The organism is Rhodobacter maritimus (assembly GCF_058747975.1).
In genome coordinates, this window is record NZ_CM179095.1 from 3418597 (window position 1) to 3433493 (window position 14897).

Annotated in this window: 15 protein-coding genes and 1 tRNA gene; 7 read left to right on the forward strand and 9 right to left on the reverse strand. The window is 65.8% G+C overall.

Going from position 1 to position 14897, the window contains the following annotated elements:
• Positions 1 to 16 precede the first annotated feature (16 nt).
• The 6 genes from AC4PTO_RS16985 to tsaD all read right to left on the reverse strand — a co-directional run bounded on the left by AC4PTO_RS16985 (position 17) and on the right by tsaD (position 4911).
• A complete protein-coding gene (locus AC4PTO_RS16985; protein WP_492730522.1) occupies positions 17 to 1057 on the reverse strand; it encodes a substrate-binding domain-containing protein in 1041 nt (346 codons plus the stop codon).
• Between the two features lie 135 nt (positions 1058 to 1192).
• Positions 1193 to 1897 carry a CbiX/SirB N-terminal domain-containing protein gene (locus tag AC4PTO_RS16990; protein ID WP_492730524.1) on the reverse strand — a complete coding sequence of 235 codons (705 nt, stop codon included), beginning with the start codon at positions 1895 to 1897 and terminating at the stop codon, positions 1193 to 1195.
• 275 nt (positions 1898 to 2172) lie between these two features.
• Positions 2173 to 2592 (reverse strand): EVE domain-containing protein, encoded by a 420-nt coding sequence (locus AC4PTO_RS16995; RefSeq protein ID WP_492730527.1) that lies wholly within the window; start codon positions 2590 to 2592, stop codon positions 2173 to 2175.
• Positions 2592 to 2861 carry a YciI family protein gene (locus tag AC4PTO_RS17000; RefSeq protein ID WP_492730530.1) on the reverse strand — a complete coding sequence of 90 codons (270 nt, stop codon included), beginning with the start codon at positions 2859 to 2861 and terminating at the stop codon, positions 2592 to 2594. The genes AC4PTO_RS16995 and AC4PTO_RS17000 overlap by 1 nt, the downstream gene beginning before the upstream one ends.
• A gap of 2 nt (positions 2862 to 2863) precedes the next feature.
• On the reverse strand, positions 2864 to 3820 hold the full coding sequence (locus AC4PTO_RS17005; protein ID WP_492730532.1) for an NAD(P)H-dependent glycerol-3-phosphate dehydrogenase: 957 nt from the start codon (positions 3818 to 3820) through the stop codon (positions 2864 to 2866).
• Positions 3817 to 4911, reverse strand: coding sequence for a tRNA (adenosine(37)-N6)-threonylcarbamoyltransferase complex transferase subunit TsaD (gene tsaD, locus AC4PTO_RS17010; protein ID WP_492730534.1), 1095 nt, complete (start codon positions 4909 to 4911; stop codon positions 3817 to 3819). The genes AC4PTO_RS17005 and tsaD overlap by 4 nt, the downstream gene beginning before the upstream one ends.
• Positions 4912 to 4983: 72 nt before the next feature.
• Here tsaD and AC4PTO_RS17015 point away from each other — a divergent pair, with 72 nt between their 5' ends.
• The 4 genes from AC4PTO_RS17015 (at position 4984) to AC4PTO_RS17030 (ending at position 8683) form a co-directional block, all read left to right on the forward strand.
• Positions 4984 to 5700, forward strand: coding sequence for a uroporphyrinogen-III synthase (locus AC4PTO_RS17015; protein ID WP_492730536.1), 717 nt, complete (start codon positions 4984 to 4986; stop codon positions 5698 to 5700).
• Between the two features lie 69 nt (positions 5701 to 5769).
• Positions 5770 to 7047, forward strand: coding sequence for a COG4223 family protein (locus AC4PTO_RS17020; RefSeq protein WP_492730538.1), 1278 nt, complete (start codon positions 5770 to 5772; stop codon positions 7045 to 7047).
• 10 nt (positions 7048 to 7057) lie between these two features.
• Positions 7058 to 8563, forward strand: coding sequence for a heme biosynthesis protein HemY (locus AC4PTO_RS17025; RefSeq protein WP_492730540.1), 1506 nt, complete (start codon positions 7058 to 7060; stop codon positions 8561 to 8563).
• A 44-nt stretch (positions 8564 to 8607) separates the two neighbouring features.
• Positions 8608 to 8683: transfer RNA gene (locus tag AC4PTO_RS17030), tRNA-Thr, on the forward strand.
• Between the two features lie 128 nt (positions 8684 to 8811).
• On the opposite strand, the gene AC4PTO_RS17035 is transcribed toward AC4PTO_RS17030, so the two are convergent.
• Together AC4PTO_RS17035 and AC4PTO_RS17040 are read right to left on the reverse strand one after the other, a co-directional pair.
• Entirely contained in the window at positions 8812 to 9684 is an 873-nt protein-coding gene (locus tag AC4PTO_RS17035; protein ID WP_492730541.1) for a LysR family transcriptional regulator, read from the reverse strand.
• A gap of 203 nt (positions 9685 to 9887) precedes the next feature.
• Positions 9888 to 10478 (reverse strand): HD domain-containing protein, encoded by a 591-nt coding sequence (locus AC4PTO_RS17040; RefSeq protein WP_492733677.1) that lies wholly within the window; start codon positions 10476 to 10478, stop codon positions 9888 to 9890.
• Positions 10479 to 10648: 170 nt separating this feature from the next.
• Here AC4PTO_RS17040 and ahcY point away from each other — a divergent pair, with 170 nt between their 5' ends.
• Entirely contained in the window at positions 10649 to 12040 is a 1392-nt protein-coding gene (gene ahcY, locus AC4PTO_RS17045) for an adenosylhomocysteinase (protein ID WP_492730543.1), read from the forward strand.
• A gap of 234 nt (positions 12041 to 12274) precedes the next feature.
• Positions 12275 to 12616, forward strand: a complete 342-nt coding sequence (locus AC4PTO_RS17050; protein WP_492730545.1) for a DUF2853 family protein — start codon at positions 12275 to 12277, stop codon at positions 12614 to 12616.
• A 56-nt stretch (positions 12617 to 12672) separates the two neighbouring features.
• Here the strand turns inward: AC4PTO_RS17050 and AC4PTO_RS17055 are convergent, their stop codons facing one another.
• On the reverse strand, positions 12673 to 13284 hold the full coding sequence (locus AC4PTO_RS17055; protein WP_492730547.1) for an enoyl-CoA hydratase/isomerase family protein: 612 nt from the start codon (positions 13282 to 13284) through the stop codon (positions 12673 to 12675).
• A gap of 117 nt (positions 13285 to 13401) precedes the next feature.
• Between AC4PTO_RS17055 and AC4PTO_RS17060 the strand changes: the two genes are divergently transcribed.
• Entirely contained in the window at positions 13402 to 14883 is a 1482-nt protein-coding gene (locus AC4PTO_RS17060) for a DUF2125 domain-containing protein (RefSeq protein WP_492730548.1), read from the forward strand.
• The last annotated feature ends 14 nt before the right edge of the window (positions 14884 to 14897 follow it).

The following is a 14897-nucleotide window of genomic DNA, read 5'->3' on the forward strand; positions in this document are numbered from 1 at the left end:
CACCCGCTTTGTCAGATCAGTTCAGCATGCCCATCGGGGTTTCGCTGGCGACCATCTCTTGCGTCTTGGCCAGCTCCGGGTCGGACACGAGGCCGTATTCAGCCAGCGGGCCATCGGGGCCGGCCATATCGTCCGAGACGAAGAACTCGATATACTCCTTCAGGCCCGGAATGACGCCCAGATGCGCGTTCTTGACGTAGAAGAAAAGCGGGCGCGACACCGGGTATTCGCCCGAGGCGATCGAGTCGACCGACGGCACCACGCCCGACATCGTGGCGACGCGCAGCTTGTCGGTGTTGTTCTGGTAGAAAGACAGGCCGAACACGCCGATGGCGTTTTTGTTCGCGGCGATGCGCGACAGGGTTTCGGTATAATCGCCGTCGATATCGACCGAGATGCCGTCGGTGCGCAGGCTCATGCACATTTCTTCGGCCTTGTCTTCGTCACCGCCATTGGCCGCGGCGAAAACTTCCATTGCACCGGTTTCCTCGCAGCCTTTCAGGATCACCTTCTCGTCAAAGACTTCGCGGGTGCCGTGCTTGGTGCCGGGGATGAAGGCCAGCAGGTCCTGCGCGGGCAGATCGGGGTTCACGTCGGCCCAGGTCTTGTTCGTGTTGGCGGTGACTGCGCCGTCCTTCACGATGTCCTTGGCAAGGGCGTTGAACCAGTCGGCCGGGGTGAAGGCGAATTCCGCGCCTCCGATATCCGAGGCGAAGACGATCCCGTCATAGCCGATGCGCACTTCCATGATCTCGGTCACGCCGTTCGAGGCGCACAGGTCGATGTCGGATTGCTTGATGCGCGAGGAAGAGTTGGCGATGTCGATCGTATTTTCGCCCACGCCTTCGCAAAGCTTCTTGCGGCCGGCGCCCGAACCGCCCGATTCGACCACCGGGGTCGGGAAATCGAAGTTCTCACCGAAGGCTTCGGCAACGATCATGGCATAGGGCAGCACGGTCGAGGAGCCGGCGGTCTGGATATTGTCGCGGGCGAAGGCGCCCGATGCCGATGCGGCAAGGATAGCCAAGGCGGAAACGGTGCATTTTGCGGTTTTCATGGATCACTCCTGAACATCTGGTGCGGGCCGTTGGTGGCCTCGAGGGCGGTCCTAAGCGGTTCGCATGACGCTTATGCAAATGTTGTGTGACATCTGCATGACAGGATGTTCAGGGGTCGGAAATCCGCTGCGGGGTCAGCCTGCGGCGTGGGTGGCCGCGCGGCGAAGCGCCGCGGCGATCAGCGCGGGCACGCCGGGATGCTCGCCGACGGGCGGCAGGCAGGGGCCCTCGAATCCGGCCGCACGCAGGGCCTGCGGCACGTCGTCGGCCACATGGCCGGCATGCAGCGCGAAGAAGGGCAGGCAGACGCCGCGCCCGATTTCCCGCGCGGTATCGGCCAGAAAGGGGGGCTCTTCGATCAGGCCGACGGCGATGCGGCCGAACCCGGTCAGCCGGGTCAGGTTTTCGGCCATGGCATAGCTTGAGTCCTTCGACCGCCGCGCGGTCCTCGATCCATGTGCCGCAAGCAAAAGCCCCGATTCTGCGGGTTCCAGCCCCGCGTCAAGCGCGGCCTTGGTGGTCGCCTCCGCGATCAGCCGGGGCAGCTCCGGCTCAAGGCCGAAAGGCGCCATCTGGCGCACCTCGGCCCCCAGCGCGGCAATTCGCCGGGGCAGTTCCTTGCCCGTGAACCAGCCCGCGGCCATGAAGAACGGATAGACCAGGGGCCGGTCAAGCCCGCGCAAGGCCTCGCCAAGCGCATCCCCGGCTGCCAGCGTGGCGCCACGCACGTCCCATTCCGGCACGAGCGCGCCAACCGCACGGGCAAGCGCCCGAAGCGCTTCTTGCTGCTCATCCGGATTCGAGGGCGATCCGTGCGCGACGATGACGGCGTGGGACATGCGGTTTCCTTTCGGCACAGATTAGGTCGGTATCGGATGAAGGCAACGGGTTTTCTTGCCGGAATATCCACCATGGTTAAGCGGAACGTTCCACTAATATTATGATTTTATGATACATTTAATCATCATTCGATTGCGCGGCACAGCGTTTCCGCGCTAGAATCCCCTTGTCGGCCAGAATGGCAGGACCCGGATAGAGTTTCACATGTGGTGCTTGGGGAAGCGTGTGGGGTGATGAAGGGTCCTGGCAGGGGTGCCGGGGCCCTTCGCTTTTGTCAGGGCTCGACGCCCCCCAACTCGCAGACGATCCGCCATTCCTCCTCGGTCACCGGCTGCACCGAAAGGCGCATGCTTTTAACCAGGGCCATCTCTTGCAGGCGCGGATCGGCCTTTACCTCGGCCAGCGTCACGGGGCGGACCAGCGGGCGCAGCGCGCGGATATCCACGCAGTCCCAACGCGGATCATCGGTCGTGCTGTCGGGGTGGCTTTCGGCGCAGACCTCGACGATGCCGACGATCTCCTTGCCGATATTCGAGTGATAGAAGAAGCCCTGATCCCCGATCTTCATCGCGCGCATGTTGTTGCGGGCCAGATAGTTGCGCACGCCGTTCCATTCCTCGCCCGCATCGCCCCTGGCGACCTGCATGTCCCAGCCCCAGACATCGGGCTCGGACTTGAAAAGCCATTTCGCCATCAGCCGATCACCTTCTTCCATTCCGTCACCGTGACCGATTCGAACAGCCCGGCCTTTGCATAGGGGTCGTTCTCGGCCCAGCCATGGGCGGCAGCAAGGCTGTCGGCCTCGATGATCACAAGCGATCCGCACATCGCCCCCTCTTCAAGGAACGGGCCGGCCATGGCGACGTTTCCGGTCTGCGCGATATAATCGAGATGCGCGGCGCGGGTGTCGAGGCGGGTTTGCAGATGGCCGGGCCGGTCCCGGCAGATGATTGCGAAAAGCATGCTCACTCCTGTTTCAATGGGCGCGAAAGAAGGGCCTGGACGGCCTCGGCGATGGTGATGCGGCGGTCGACAAGGGCGGCGACCATCTGCGCCACGGGCAGATCGAGGCCGCGTCGCGCCGCCATCGCGGCAACGGCCTTCGAGGTGGCCGCCCCCTCGACCGTGGTGGCGGTGTCGAAGGCCTCGCCCGCGCCCAGCGCGTGGCCAAAGCGGAAGTTGCGCGACTGCATCGAGGTGCAGGTCAGCACCAGGTCGCCCAGCCCCGAAAGGCCCGCCAGCGTGTCGGGTTGTGCGCCAAGCGCGATGGCCAGGCGGTTCATCTCGGCAAAGCCGCGCGTCATCAGCGCGGCGCGCGCCGAATCCCCAAGGCCCGCGCCGATCACGACACCCGCCGCGATGGCGATGACGTTCTTCAGCGCGCCGCCCAGCTCGGCCCCGATCGTGTCGGTGGTGCGGTAAAGCCGCAGGCTCGGGGTCGACAGAAGGGCCTGAAGCGCCGCGGCATCCTCGCGGCAGGCAAGGGTCAGCGCGGTGGGCAGGCCGCGCGCGATATCGGCGGCGAAGCTGGGGCCGGTCAGGATGGCGGCGCGCGCGTCCGGGCAGGCCTCGGCCATCAGGGCGACGGGGCCCTGCCCGGTGGCAAGGTCGATCCCCTTCGAGCAGGCGACAAGCGTCTTGCCCGACAACAGCGGCGCATGCGTGCCCAGAAAGGCCGCCATCTGCTGCATGGGCATCGCCAGAAGGATCACCCCGGCCGTGCAGGCCACCCCGATTTCGGCTGTAACAGAGACGTTTTCGGGCAGATCGACGCCCGGAAGGCGGGTGGTGTTGCGGCGGGTTTCCTGAATGGCGCGCACCTGGGCCGGATCGCGCGCCCAAAGCGTCACGGGGCCGTTCTGCGCAAGGCTGACTGCCAGCGCCGTGCCGAAGGCGCCCGCGCCAAGAACCGCGATGCTCATGCCTTGGCCCCCTTCTTTCCCGATCCCAGCAGCGCCGGGGCGTCCTGATCCAGCGGCCAGCGGGGCCGCGCCCAAAGATCCATGCCGTCACGATGGCCAAGGCGGAACCGCTCGATCCCCGCCCAGGCGATCATCGCGGCATTGTCGGTGCAAAGCGCAAGCGGCGGGGCGACGAACCGGGCACCATGCCGCGATGCAACGTCCTCCAGCGCGCCGCGGATCGCGCGGTTCGCCGCCACGCCTCCGGCCACGGCAAAGGCCGGGTGCGGCGGATCGCAGGCCAGATAGTCGACAAGGGCGCGGCGCGATTTCTCGGCCAGAACGTCGCGGATCGCGGCCTGGAACCCGGCGCAAAGATCGGCGCGTCTCCCGCGCGGCAGGCCGCCATGTTCGGCCACCACGGCATCGCGCGCGCGCAGCAGGGCCGTTTTCAGGCCCGAGAAGGACATTTCGCATCCCGGCCGGTCCAGAAGCGGGCGGGGAAAGGCGAAGCGGGCGGCATCGCCGGCGCCGGCCTCGGCCTCGACGGCGGGGCCGCCGGGCTGGGGCAGGCCAAGAAGCTTCGCGGTCTTGTCGAAGGCCTCGCCCGGGGCATCGTCGATCGTGCCGCCCAGACGGGTAAAGCTTTCGGGCCCGCGGACGATCAGGAACTGGCAATGCCCGCCCGAAACCAGCAGCATCAGATAGGGAAATTCCAGCCCGTCGGTCAGGCGCGGGGTCAGCGCATGCCCGGCAAGGTGATTGACGCCCACCAGGGGCAGGCCCGCCCCCGCGGCGATGCCCTTGGCGCACATCACGCCCGACATGACCCCCCCGATCAGGCCGGGTCCGGCCGTCACGGCCACTCCGTCAAGATCGCCGAACCCGATATCGGCCCGCGCCATCGCCTCTTCGACGCAAAGATCGAGCTTTTCGGCATGCGCCCGCGCCGCGATTTCGGGAACGACGCCGCCGAAATCGGCATGCAGCTCGGTCTGCCCCGCGACGACCGAGGCCAGGATCGCGGCCGCGCCCCCGTCCGCGCGCACGATCGCGGCCGCGGTGTCATCGCAGCTTGATTCGATGCCAAGAAATGTAAGGCTCTTCGTCATGATGCTCAGGTTGCATGGCCGTGTCTTCGCAGGTAACACCGGGATACCGAGTGCACAATCCCGGGGTTGTCCGTGCCCGACCAGCGTCCACCCCTTCTTCTGACCCGCCCGAGGGCCGCCTCGGAGCGATTCGCCACCGAGTTCCGGGCGCGGTTCGGCAAGGACTGGCCTGTCACCATCGCCCCCCTGATCGAGATAGCGGCGCTTCCCGCAGCCGTCCCGAAGGCGGATGCGGTGATCTTCACCTCGGAAAACGCGGTTGCGCCATTTGTCGCGGTTTCGCCCCCCGCAGGACGGCGGGCCTATTGCGTGGGCGGGCGCACCGGCAAGGTGGCCGGCGCCGCGGGGTTCGAGGTGATCTCGGGTCCGGGGGATGCCGTGCGCCTTTTGCCGCTGATCCTTGCCCATCACAGGGCGGGCAGCCTGGTGCATGCGCGCGGGCGCCATATCGCCGCGCCGCTTGCGGATCAGCTAAATTCCGCCGGAATAGAGACGTTTGAAGCGGTGGTCTACGAACAGCGCGACCAGCCCCTTGCGGCGCGGGCGGCGGTGCTTTTGCACGGGACGGGGCCGGTTCTGGTGCCGCTTTTCTCGCCGCGCAGCGCGGCGCTTTTTGCCGGGTTTGCGCAGGATTCCTCGGCCGAACTGCTGCTTGCTCCGATCAGCGCGGCCGCAGCGGCCCCCTGCGCGAACCTGCCCCGCGCCGCCCTTGAGCAGGCCGAACGGCCCGAGGCGGCCTCGGTGCTGGATGCGCTGGCGCGGCATCTGCAAAAAAGGGTTACGGGTTGAGTGGTTAGCCCCGGCTCATTAGATTGATCTCAGAGTGCCCGTTGCACCCGTATGTAAGGAGGAACCGCCGTGGCCAAACCGAAGACACCGAAATCGGCAGCAACGGAAGACACGGCAGATCAAATAGAAGATCAGGTAGCGGCAACACAGGCCGAAAGCGACAGGCAGGACCCGGCCCCCGATATGGCCGATCCCGTCGCGGCGGCCGAGCCTGCGCGGAAAGAACCGGCCGAGGTGGCCAAAGCCCCTGACAGCAAGGCGAAACCCAAGGATCCCAAGCCCGCAGACGTGCCGAAGCGGCCCGAACCGGCCGTAAGCAAGGCACCGGCTGCCGCGCCCGCACGCCGCAAGGGCGGCTTCGTGCCGATGGTTCTGGGGGGCATCGTCGCCGCCGGGATCGGGGCGGGGGCGACGATCTATCTGTTGCCGAAACTCCCGCCCGAATGGCTTCCGGTTTCTCAGACGCCACAGGTCGACGAGGCCGCCCTGCGGGAGGCGATCGACACCCAGGGCGCGCGGCTTGAGGCGTTGGGGAATGAACTGACCGCGCTTCGGGGCGCGGCGCCCGCTGCATCCGATCTTCAGGCCGCGCTGGCCGAACTGCGCCAGACCTCCGACGGGCTTGCGGCGGTGCAGACGCGCCTTGCCACGCTGGAAAGCCGCCCGGCGGAAGGCGGCGGCGCCCCCTCTGCCGCACTTGAGGCCCTTCAGCGCGACATGGAAGAGATGCGCGCCACGCTGGAGCAAAGCCGCAACGCCGGCGATACTACGCAGGAACAGATTGCTGCCGCCGCCGAGCAGGCCGCCGCACGCATTGCCGAGGCCGAGCAAGAGGCTGCCCAGTTGCGCCAGGAGGCCGATGCCGCCGCCCGCCGCGCCATGGCCCAGGCCGCCGTGGCCCGCCTTGCCGCTGCCGTCGAAAGCGGCATTCCGGCCGCCCCGGCGCTTGGTGATCTTCAGGCCGCGGGCGTCACGATTCCCACGGAATTGCAGGGCGACATCCCCAGCCTTGCCAGTCTGCGCAGCGGCTTTCCCGAGGCGGCGCGCGCCGCCCTTGCCGCCGCGCGCAAGGCGACGGCCGGCGAAGGCACGATGGACCGGATCGGCGCCTTCCTTCTGGCGCAGACCGGCGCGCGCTCGCTTGAGCCGCGCGAAGGGGCGGACCCCGATGCGATCCTGTCGCGCGCCGAAGCGGCGCTGGAAGGGGGCGATCTGGAAACCGTCCTGACCGAGATCGCCGCCCTTCCCGAGGCCGGACAAGCCGCGCTTTCCGATTGGGTCGCGCTGGCCGAGCAGCGCCTGGCCGCAACCAACGCGCTCGGGGCCCTGGCCCAGAGCCTGAACTGAGGAGGCCGCGATGCTCTGGTCCTTTATCAAGGTTGCCATGTTTCTCGTCATCATCGCGGCGCTGACCCTTGGCGCCACTCACCTGGCCGACAGCGGCGAGGGGATCCGTATCGCCTTTGCCGGGATGGAGCTGACGCTTGGCCCGTTGCAGGCGGTGATCGGGGCGCTCTTGCTGCTTTGTGCGCTTTGGCTGGTGATGCGGCTGGTCGGGCTTCTTGTGGCGTTCCTGCGGTTTCTCAACGGCGACGAAACCGCGATTAGCCGCTATTTCGACCGCAACCGTGAACGTAAGGGCTATGAGGCGCTGGCCGACGGGATGCTGGCCGTTGCCTCGGGTGAGGGGCGGCTGGCGCTGTCCAAGGCCTCGCGTGCCGAGCGGTTCCTGTCGCGTCCCGAACTCACCACGCTTCTGAGTGCGCAGGCCGCCGAACTGGCCGGCGATACCCGCAAGGCGACCGAGGCCTACAAGCGCCTTCTGGGCGATGACCGGACCCGGTTCGTCGGTGTGCGCGGGCTGATGAAGCAGAAGCTGGCCGAGGGCGATACCGATACCGCGATGAAACTGGCCGAGAAGGCCTTTGCGCTGAAGCCCAGGCATGAAGAGGTGCAGGACGTGCTGCTGAAGCTTCAGGCCGACAAGGGTGACTGGAAAGGCGCGCGCGACGTGCTGAACGCCAAGGCGCGGCAGGGGCTTTTGCCGCGCGATGTCTATCGCCGCCGCGATGCGGTTCTGGCGCTGCAAGAGGCGAAAGGCATTCTGGACGAAGGCGCCAGCGTCGAGGCGCGCGAAGCCGCGATCGCGGTCAACAAATCCTCGCCCGATCTGATTCCGGCCGCGGTGATGGCCGCGCGCGCCTATATCGAAAAGGGCAGTCCGCGCTATGCCGCGCGCCTGATCCAGAAGGCATGGGAGGCGCAGCCGCATCCCGAACTGGCCACCGTCTTCGCCGAGATCGCGCCCGAGGAAAGCCCTGCCGACCGGCTGCGCCGTTTCGCGCCGCTTCTCAAGATCCACCCCGAGCATGAGGAAACCCGCCTGCTGCGCGCCGAGCTGAACATCGCGGCCGAGGATTTCCCGGGCGCCCGCCGCGCGCTTGGCGATGTGATCGAGACCCATCCCACGCAGCGCTCGCTTGCGATCATGGCGGCGGTCGAACGCGGCGAGGGTGCCGATGATGCGGTGGTGCGCGGCTGGCTGGCGCGGGCGCTGACGGCAAGCCGCGGTCCGCAATGGTGCTGCGACAAATGCCAGAACATCCAGGCAAGCTGGGGTCCGGTCTGCGACAACTGTGCCGGTTTCGACACGCTGAGCTGGCGCGAGCCCGCGCAGACCGCGGCCCCCCTGCCGCACGGGGCCGAGATGCTGCCCCTGATCGTCGGCCGTCCCACCCCTGAACCCGAACCGGAACCCGACCCCGAAACCGCCGAAGAGATCCTGGAGGCAGAGCTGAACGAAGACCCGATGGCCGAACCCGACGCGGTTCTGGCGGCCCGAGGGGCGAAGCCGGAAAATTAGGGCTACACATCCCGCATCGGGCATGCTAATCGGCGCGCCACCGGGCCGGTGTAGCTCAGCTGGTAGAGCACGTCATTCGTAATGATGGGGTCGGGGGTTCGAGTCCCTTCACCGGCACCACCATCAAAACAAGCGGTTAGTGTCCTGATCGGCGCTGACCGCTTTGTTTTTTTGGGCCACTCCGCGCAGATTGCAATGCCATGGACGAAGGCGGATCGGTCGCGGGGCTGTCTGGTCACCGAACCTCCTCAGATCTGGGATTTCAGCCAGTCCACGAATATCCGCGCGGCGGGTCCGACCGGCCCGGGCGGTCGCACGATATAATAGCCGAGGCTTTCGTCGCGGATCTCGTGGATTTTAACAAGCCAGCCGTTGCGGATATCCTCATCCACAAGCGCCGCGCTTTCCAGATGCAGGCCAAGCCCTTCGCGTGCGGCGGAAAGTGCCAGTTCCTCATTCGGAAAATCGGTGAACCTGAGCGCGGCCGGTTGCAGCCCGATCGATTCCAGCAGCTGCATCTGTTCGGGCCAGTCGCCCTCGCGCACCCAGGGAAGCATCGACATCTCGCGCAGCGACAGGCTGCGGCGCCCGCCAAGCAGTTCCGGGGCGCCGACCACGATCTGCGGCGCCTCGACCAGAAATTCCGAGATCACGCCGGGCCATTTGCCGTCGCCGAAACGGATGCCCAGTGCCGCGCCGGCCTCGCGCAGGTCGACGATCCGGTGCTCGGGCAGAAGCGACAGGGGGATCTCGGGGTGGCGTTTCCAGAACCCCGCAAGCCGGGGCATCAGCCATTCGGCGGCAAAGGCCGGCGGCAGCGTCACCGATAACGGGCGGTCCGCGTTCTGGTCGCGCAGCGCCACGATCGCGTCCTGCATGGTGGCGAACCCCTCGGCCAGGGCCCGGGCCAGCCGCTCGCCCTCGGGCGTCAGGCGGATCCGGCGGCCGTCGCGCCAGACCAGCGGCAGGCCCAGATGCTCTTCGAAGGCGCGGACATGCTGGGCCACGGCGGCATGGGTCACGTTCAACTGCCGCGCCGCCGCGCTGAAACCGCCTTCCTGCGCGGTGGCTGCAAAGGCCCGCAACGTCGAGAGAGAGGGCATCCGGCGCCAGTCGATCATGCCTATACGATAGCTCAGCTTACATGTTGCGCAAAATTACTGACTGGCAAGATGGCCGCTGTCAAACCAAATAGAGGCCACAACAAGAAGAAAGAAGGAGGATCGACCATGATCCGCATGCTAGCTGAAGTCATGACCATCGCAATCGGCGGTTATGCACCCCGCCCCGCCGGACGGGGCGAATACCGCCGCCGCTAAGGTGGTCAGGCGGTCATTTCCGCCAGAAGCGCATGGTGGCGCGCGGTATAATCCGCGCGCACCTCGGCCGGGGGACGCAGGCGGATCTCCAGCCCCCGGATCACCGCAGGGTCGGGCCTGCCGAACAGGCGATCCGCCTCGGCCGTGGAGAACCCTGCGATCTGCTCGGCCTCGAGCCGCGCCGAGATGATGTCCGCGACCTTGATCGCCTTCTTGATCGGCGCGGGCAGGGCGGCCGGCAAGCCGAAGCGCAGATGCACCGCCGCGCAAAGGCGGGTGTCAAGCTCTTCATAGCCTGATCCGATGGTGGCCTTGACCGGGCTGATCATGTCGCCCAACACATATTCGGGCGCGTCGTGCAACAGCGCCGCCAGCCGCCAGCGGGCGCCGATGCCGGGGTTCTGGCGGGCGAAGATCTCTTCGACCAGAAGCGAGTGTTCGGCCACCGAATAGGCCCAGTCCCCCAGCGTCTGGCCATTCCAGCGGGCCACGAAGGCAAGGCCGTGGGCGATGTCCTCGATCTCGATATCCATCGGCGTGGGGTCCAGCAGGTCAAGCCTGCGGCCCGACAGCATTCTTTGCCACGCGCGCTTCATTGCCACCTTTGCCACCTCTGCTGACCGGCCCGGCACAGAGCTATCCAAACCCGCCGGTGCTGTAAACGCGGATGCACGCCGCCCGCATCGGGAAGGCGCGCGGCAGACAGATTGTCCTTTTGCCCGGTGAAGTGCTAGAACCCGCCAAATTCAGTATTCAGGAGCTTGGTATGGCCGATTACATCATCAAGGATATCGCTTTGGCCGATTACGGCCGCAAAGAGCTCGACATCGCGGAAACCGAGATGCCGGGCCTGATGGCGCTGCGCGAGGAATATGGCCAGTCCGCCCCCCTGAAGGGCGCGCGGATCGCGGGATCGCTGCACATGACGGTGCAGACCGCCGTCCTGATCGAAACGCTTCGCGCGCTTGGGGCGGATGTCCGCTGGGCCTCGTGCAACATCTTCTCAACCCAGGATCACGCGGCGGCGGCGATCGCGGCGGGTGGCACGCCGGTCTTTGCGGTCAAGGGTGAAACCCTTGAGGAATACTGGGCCTATACCGACCGGATCTTCCAGTTCGGGGAAGGCACCTGCAACATGATCCTCGACGATGGCGGGGACGCGACGCTTTACATCCTTCTGGGCGCGCGGGTCGAAGCCGGGGAAACCGGCCTGATCGAGACGCCGACCTCGGAGGAAGAGATCTGCCTGTTCAACCAGATCAAGAAGCGCCTTGCCGAAACCCCCGGCTGGTTCACCCGGCAGCGCGACGCGATCAAGGGCGTGTCCGAGGAAACCACCACCGGCGTGCACCGCCTTTACGACCTGCACAAGAAGGGCCTTCTGCCCTTCCCGGCGATCAACGTGAACGACTCTGTCACCAAGTCGAAATTCGACAACAAATACGGCTGCAAGGAATCGCTGGTGGATGGCATCCGCCGCGCCACCGACGTGATGATGGCCGGCAAGGTCGCCGTGGTCTGCGGCTATGGCGATGTGGGCAAAGGCTCGGCGGCCTCGCTCCGCGGTGCAGGGGCCCGCGTGAAGGTGACCGAGGTCGACCCGATCTGCGCGCTTCAGGCCGCGATGGACGGCTTCGAGGTTGTCGTGCTGGAGGATGTTGTCGCGGATGCCGACATCTTCATCACCACCACCGGCAACAAGGACGTGATCCGCATCGAGCATATGCGCGCGATGAAGGACATGGCCATCGTCGGTAATATCGGCCATTTCGACAACGAGATCCAGGTTGCCGCGCTGAAGAACCACAAATGGACCAATATCAAGGACCAGGTGGACATGATCGAGATGCCCTCGGGCGCGCGGATCATCCTTCTGTCCGAGGGGCGCCTGCTGAACCTCGGCAATGCCACCGGCCACCCCAGCTTCGTGATGTCGGCCAGCTTCACCAACCAGGTGCTGGCGCAGATCGAGCTTTGGACCAAGGGCGCGGACTACAAGCCCGGCGTCTATATCCTGCCCAAGGCGCTGGATGAAAAGGTCGCGCGGCTCCACCTGAAGAAGATCGGTGTGAAGCTGACCGAACTGCGCCCCGATCAGGCCGACTATATCGGTGTCTCGCCCGAGGGGCCTTTCAAGTCGGATCACTATCGCTACTAGGCCTTTGCAGGTGCCGCGCATCCGCCCCTCGGCGGCGGGTGCGCCGATCTTGCGATCTGCGTCGGCAGAAACGTGCCCGCATGCCGCCAGCGGGACTTTCTGTCGTGCTGCAACGGGGAAAAGTGCGTAATTTTCCCTTGGTTGCGCACCCGCTTTGCCCTTAACCTCTCGCTGGGTCCGGGGCTGCTGCGGCGCCGGGCATTCATGTCAAACCCGGGACAGGTGGAGTTGCAAATGGGTAAAAGAGACGAGTTGATCGCGAAATATGCCGACGATCTGAAGAACAAGTGCGGCATGACGCCGGACATGACGCTTCTGAGCAAGGTTACGATCGGCTGCGGCCCGGCGATCTACAATGCCGATGCCGCCACCGTCGCGGCGGGTCAGGAAAGCGAACTGGAAACGGTGAAGAACAATTTCCTGATCAAGAAACTTGGTCTGAAGGACGGGCCCGAACTGATGGCCGCGATCAATGCCGTGATCGAAACCTATGGCCGGTCCGAGCGCAACAAGTATCGTGCCGTCGTCTATTACATGCTGGTCAAGCATTTCGGCAAGGAAAGCGTCTACGCCTGAGGCGGGGACCGCTATCACGGATATCGGGCGCGCCGGGCTGGCGCGCCCGTTTCATGTCAGATCATCGCCTTGATCGCCGCGACATGCGTGGCGGCGGCGCCCTGCGGATCGACCGAAAGGGCGGTGATCGTTTCGTCCAGCGCCTCGGGCGCGACGATCCGGTCGATCAGGCCCCAGGACAGCGCCTCGTCGGCCTCGATCTTCTGGCCGGCCATCAGGATCATCTTCGTGCGCGCCGGGCCGATCAGCGCGGCCATGCGGCGGGGGTCCGAGGGCTGGGGCAGAAAGCCAAGCTTCATCACCGGATAGAAGAACCGCGCGCCGGGCACCGCGATGCGCAGATCGCAGGCAAGGGCCATGCCCATGGCGCCGCCGGCCAGCGTGCCGTTCAGCGCCGCGACCGTCAGGCAGCCCAGCCCCGCAATCCGCGCCGAAAGCCGTTCCCAGACACCGTCGGTCGCAAGGCCCGCGCGGGCCTCGTCCAGGTCGGCGCCGGCGGAAAAGACCTTGCCGGTCCCGCGCAGCACCAGAACCCGCGCGCCCTCGGCCCCGGCACGGGCGGCGAGGGCGTCGATTTCCTCGAGCATGGCGCGGGTAAGAGAGTTGGCCTTGTCCGGCCGGTCGATGGTAATGGTCCAGAGGCCGTCATTTTGCCGTGAACGGATCATGCCTGCGTCCTTTCAAAGAGGGTCTGCCCCGTCCTAGCAACGGTTCGGCCTCTTGACCATTGCTGCCACGCGCGGGATGTTACCGCGCAAGACACCATTCGTCGAAAGGGTTGCCAGATGGTTCATTGGAAATTGCGGGGCGCAGGCGTTCTGGTGGCGTCGCTTCTGGGCTCGACCGCGGTCTGGGCGGATGTGACGCCCGAAGAAGTCTGGACCAGCTGGTCGAACAGTTATCAGGCCTTCGGCTACGATGTCACGGTCGGCTCTCAGGACCGCGCCGGCGACACGCTGACGCTGAACGATGTGGTGATGACGGCCGAGACCCCCGATGCGATAAGCTCGATGAAGATCGAGGCGCTTTATCTGCGCGATCTGGGCGACGGGACCGTCGAGGTGACCACCTCCGAGACCAGCGACCTCGAGACCACGGCCAAGGCCGAGGACGAAGAGATCCACATGGTCATGCAGATGCGCCAGAAGGACATGAAGGCGATCGTGTCGGGCACACCCGACAACCTGGCCTATGACATGACCGCGCCCGAGATCGTGATCGACATGGATCAGGTGGTCTCGAACGGGGAAACCCAGCCGGTGAAGATGCAGATGACCCTGCTCGACAGCAAGGGCATCTATCGGCTGGAACAGCAGAACGGCCAGAAGGTCACCACGAATTTCGAAACCGGAACGCTGAAATTCGCTGTCTCCGGGGCCGATCCGGCCGATGGCGCAACCTTCACGATGACGGGCAACCTCGCCGACTTGGTTGCGGGCGGCGATATGTTCGTGCCTGTCGGCGTCGACATGAACCTGCCCGGCGCGGCGCTGAAGGCCGGCATGACGATGGATTTCGATGTCACGTACGGCCAGGGAAACTATGAGATCGACGGCGAAAGCCCCGATGGACCGTTCAAGCTCATGGCGGCGGCAGAATCCGGGACCTTTGGCCTGAAGCTCGCGCAGGAAGGTTTTGCCTATGCTGCGGGCGGCAAGGGGGCCGATATCTCGGTTCTGGTGCCCGACTTCCCGCTGCCCATGAACGTGAAGCTGGCCGAAACGCTGGCCGATTTCGCCATGCCTCTTGCCGCCTCGGACGAGGCCGCGCCCTTCAACGCGGTGATCAGGCTGGTCGGCCTTGAGGTTTCCGATGAGCTTTGGTCGATTTTCGATCCGACGGCCACGCTTCCGCGTGACCCGGCTTCGCTGGTGGTGGATCTGTCGGGCATGATGCGCCCGATGATCGACCTCTTCTCGGAAGAGGCCGCGCAATCGCAGATGCCGCCGGTCGAGATGCGCTCGCTTGACGTGAACGACGTGCAGCTTCGCGCCGCGGGGGCCGAGCTGACCGGGACCGGCGCGATGACCTTCGACAACAGCGCCGGCATGCCGATGCCCATCGGCGAGGTCAACCTGCGTCTGGCGGGGGCGAATGCGCTGATGGATAATCTGGTCGCCATGGGGCTGATGCCGCAGGATCAGGTGATGTTCGCGCGCATGATGCTGGGTCTTTATGCCGTTCCCTCGGGGGATGACACGCTGACCTCGAAGATCGAGTTCAAGGAAGGTGGCAAGATCTTTGCCAATGGCCAGCAGGTGCAATAAGGCCTTCCGATAAG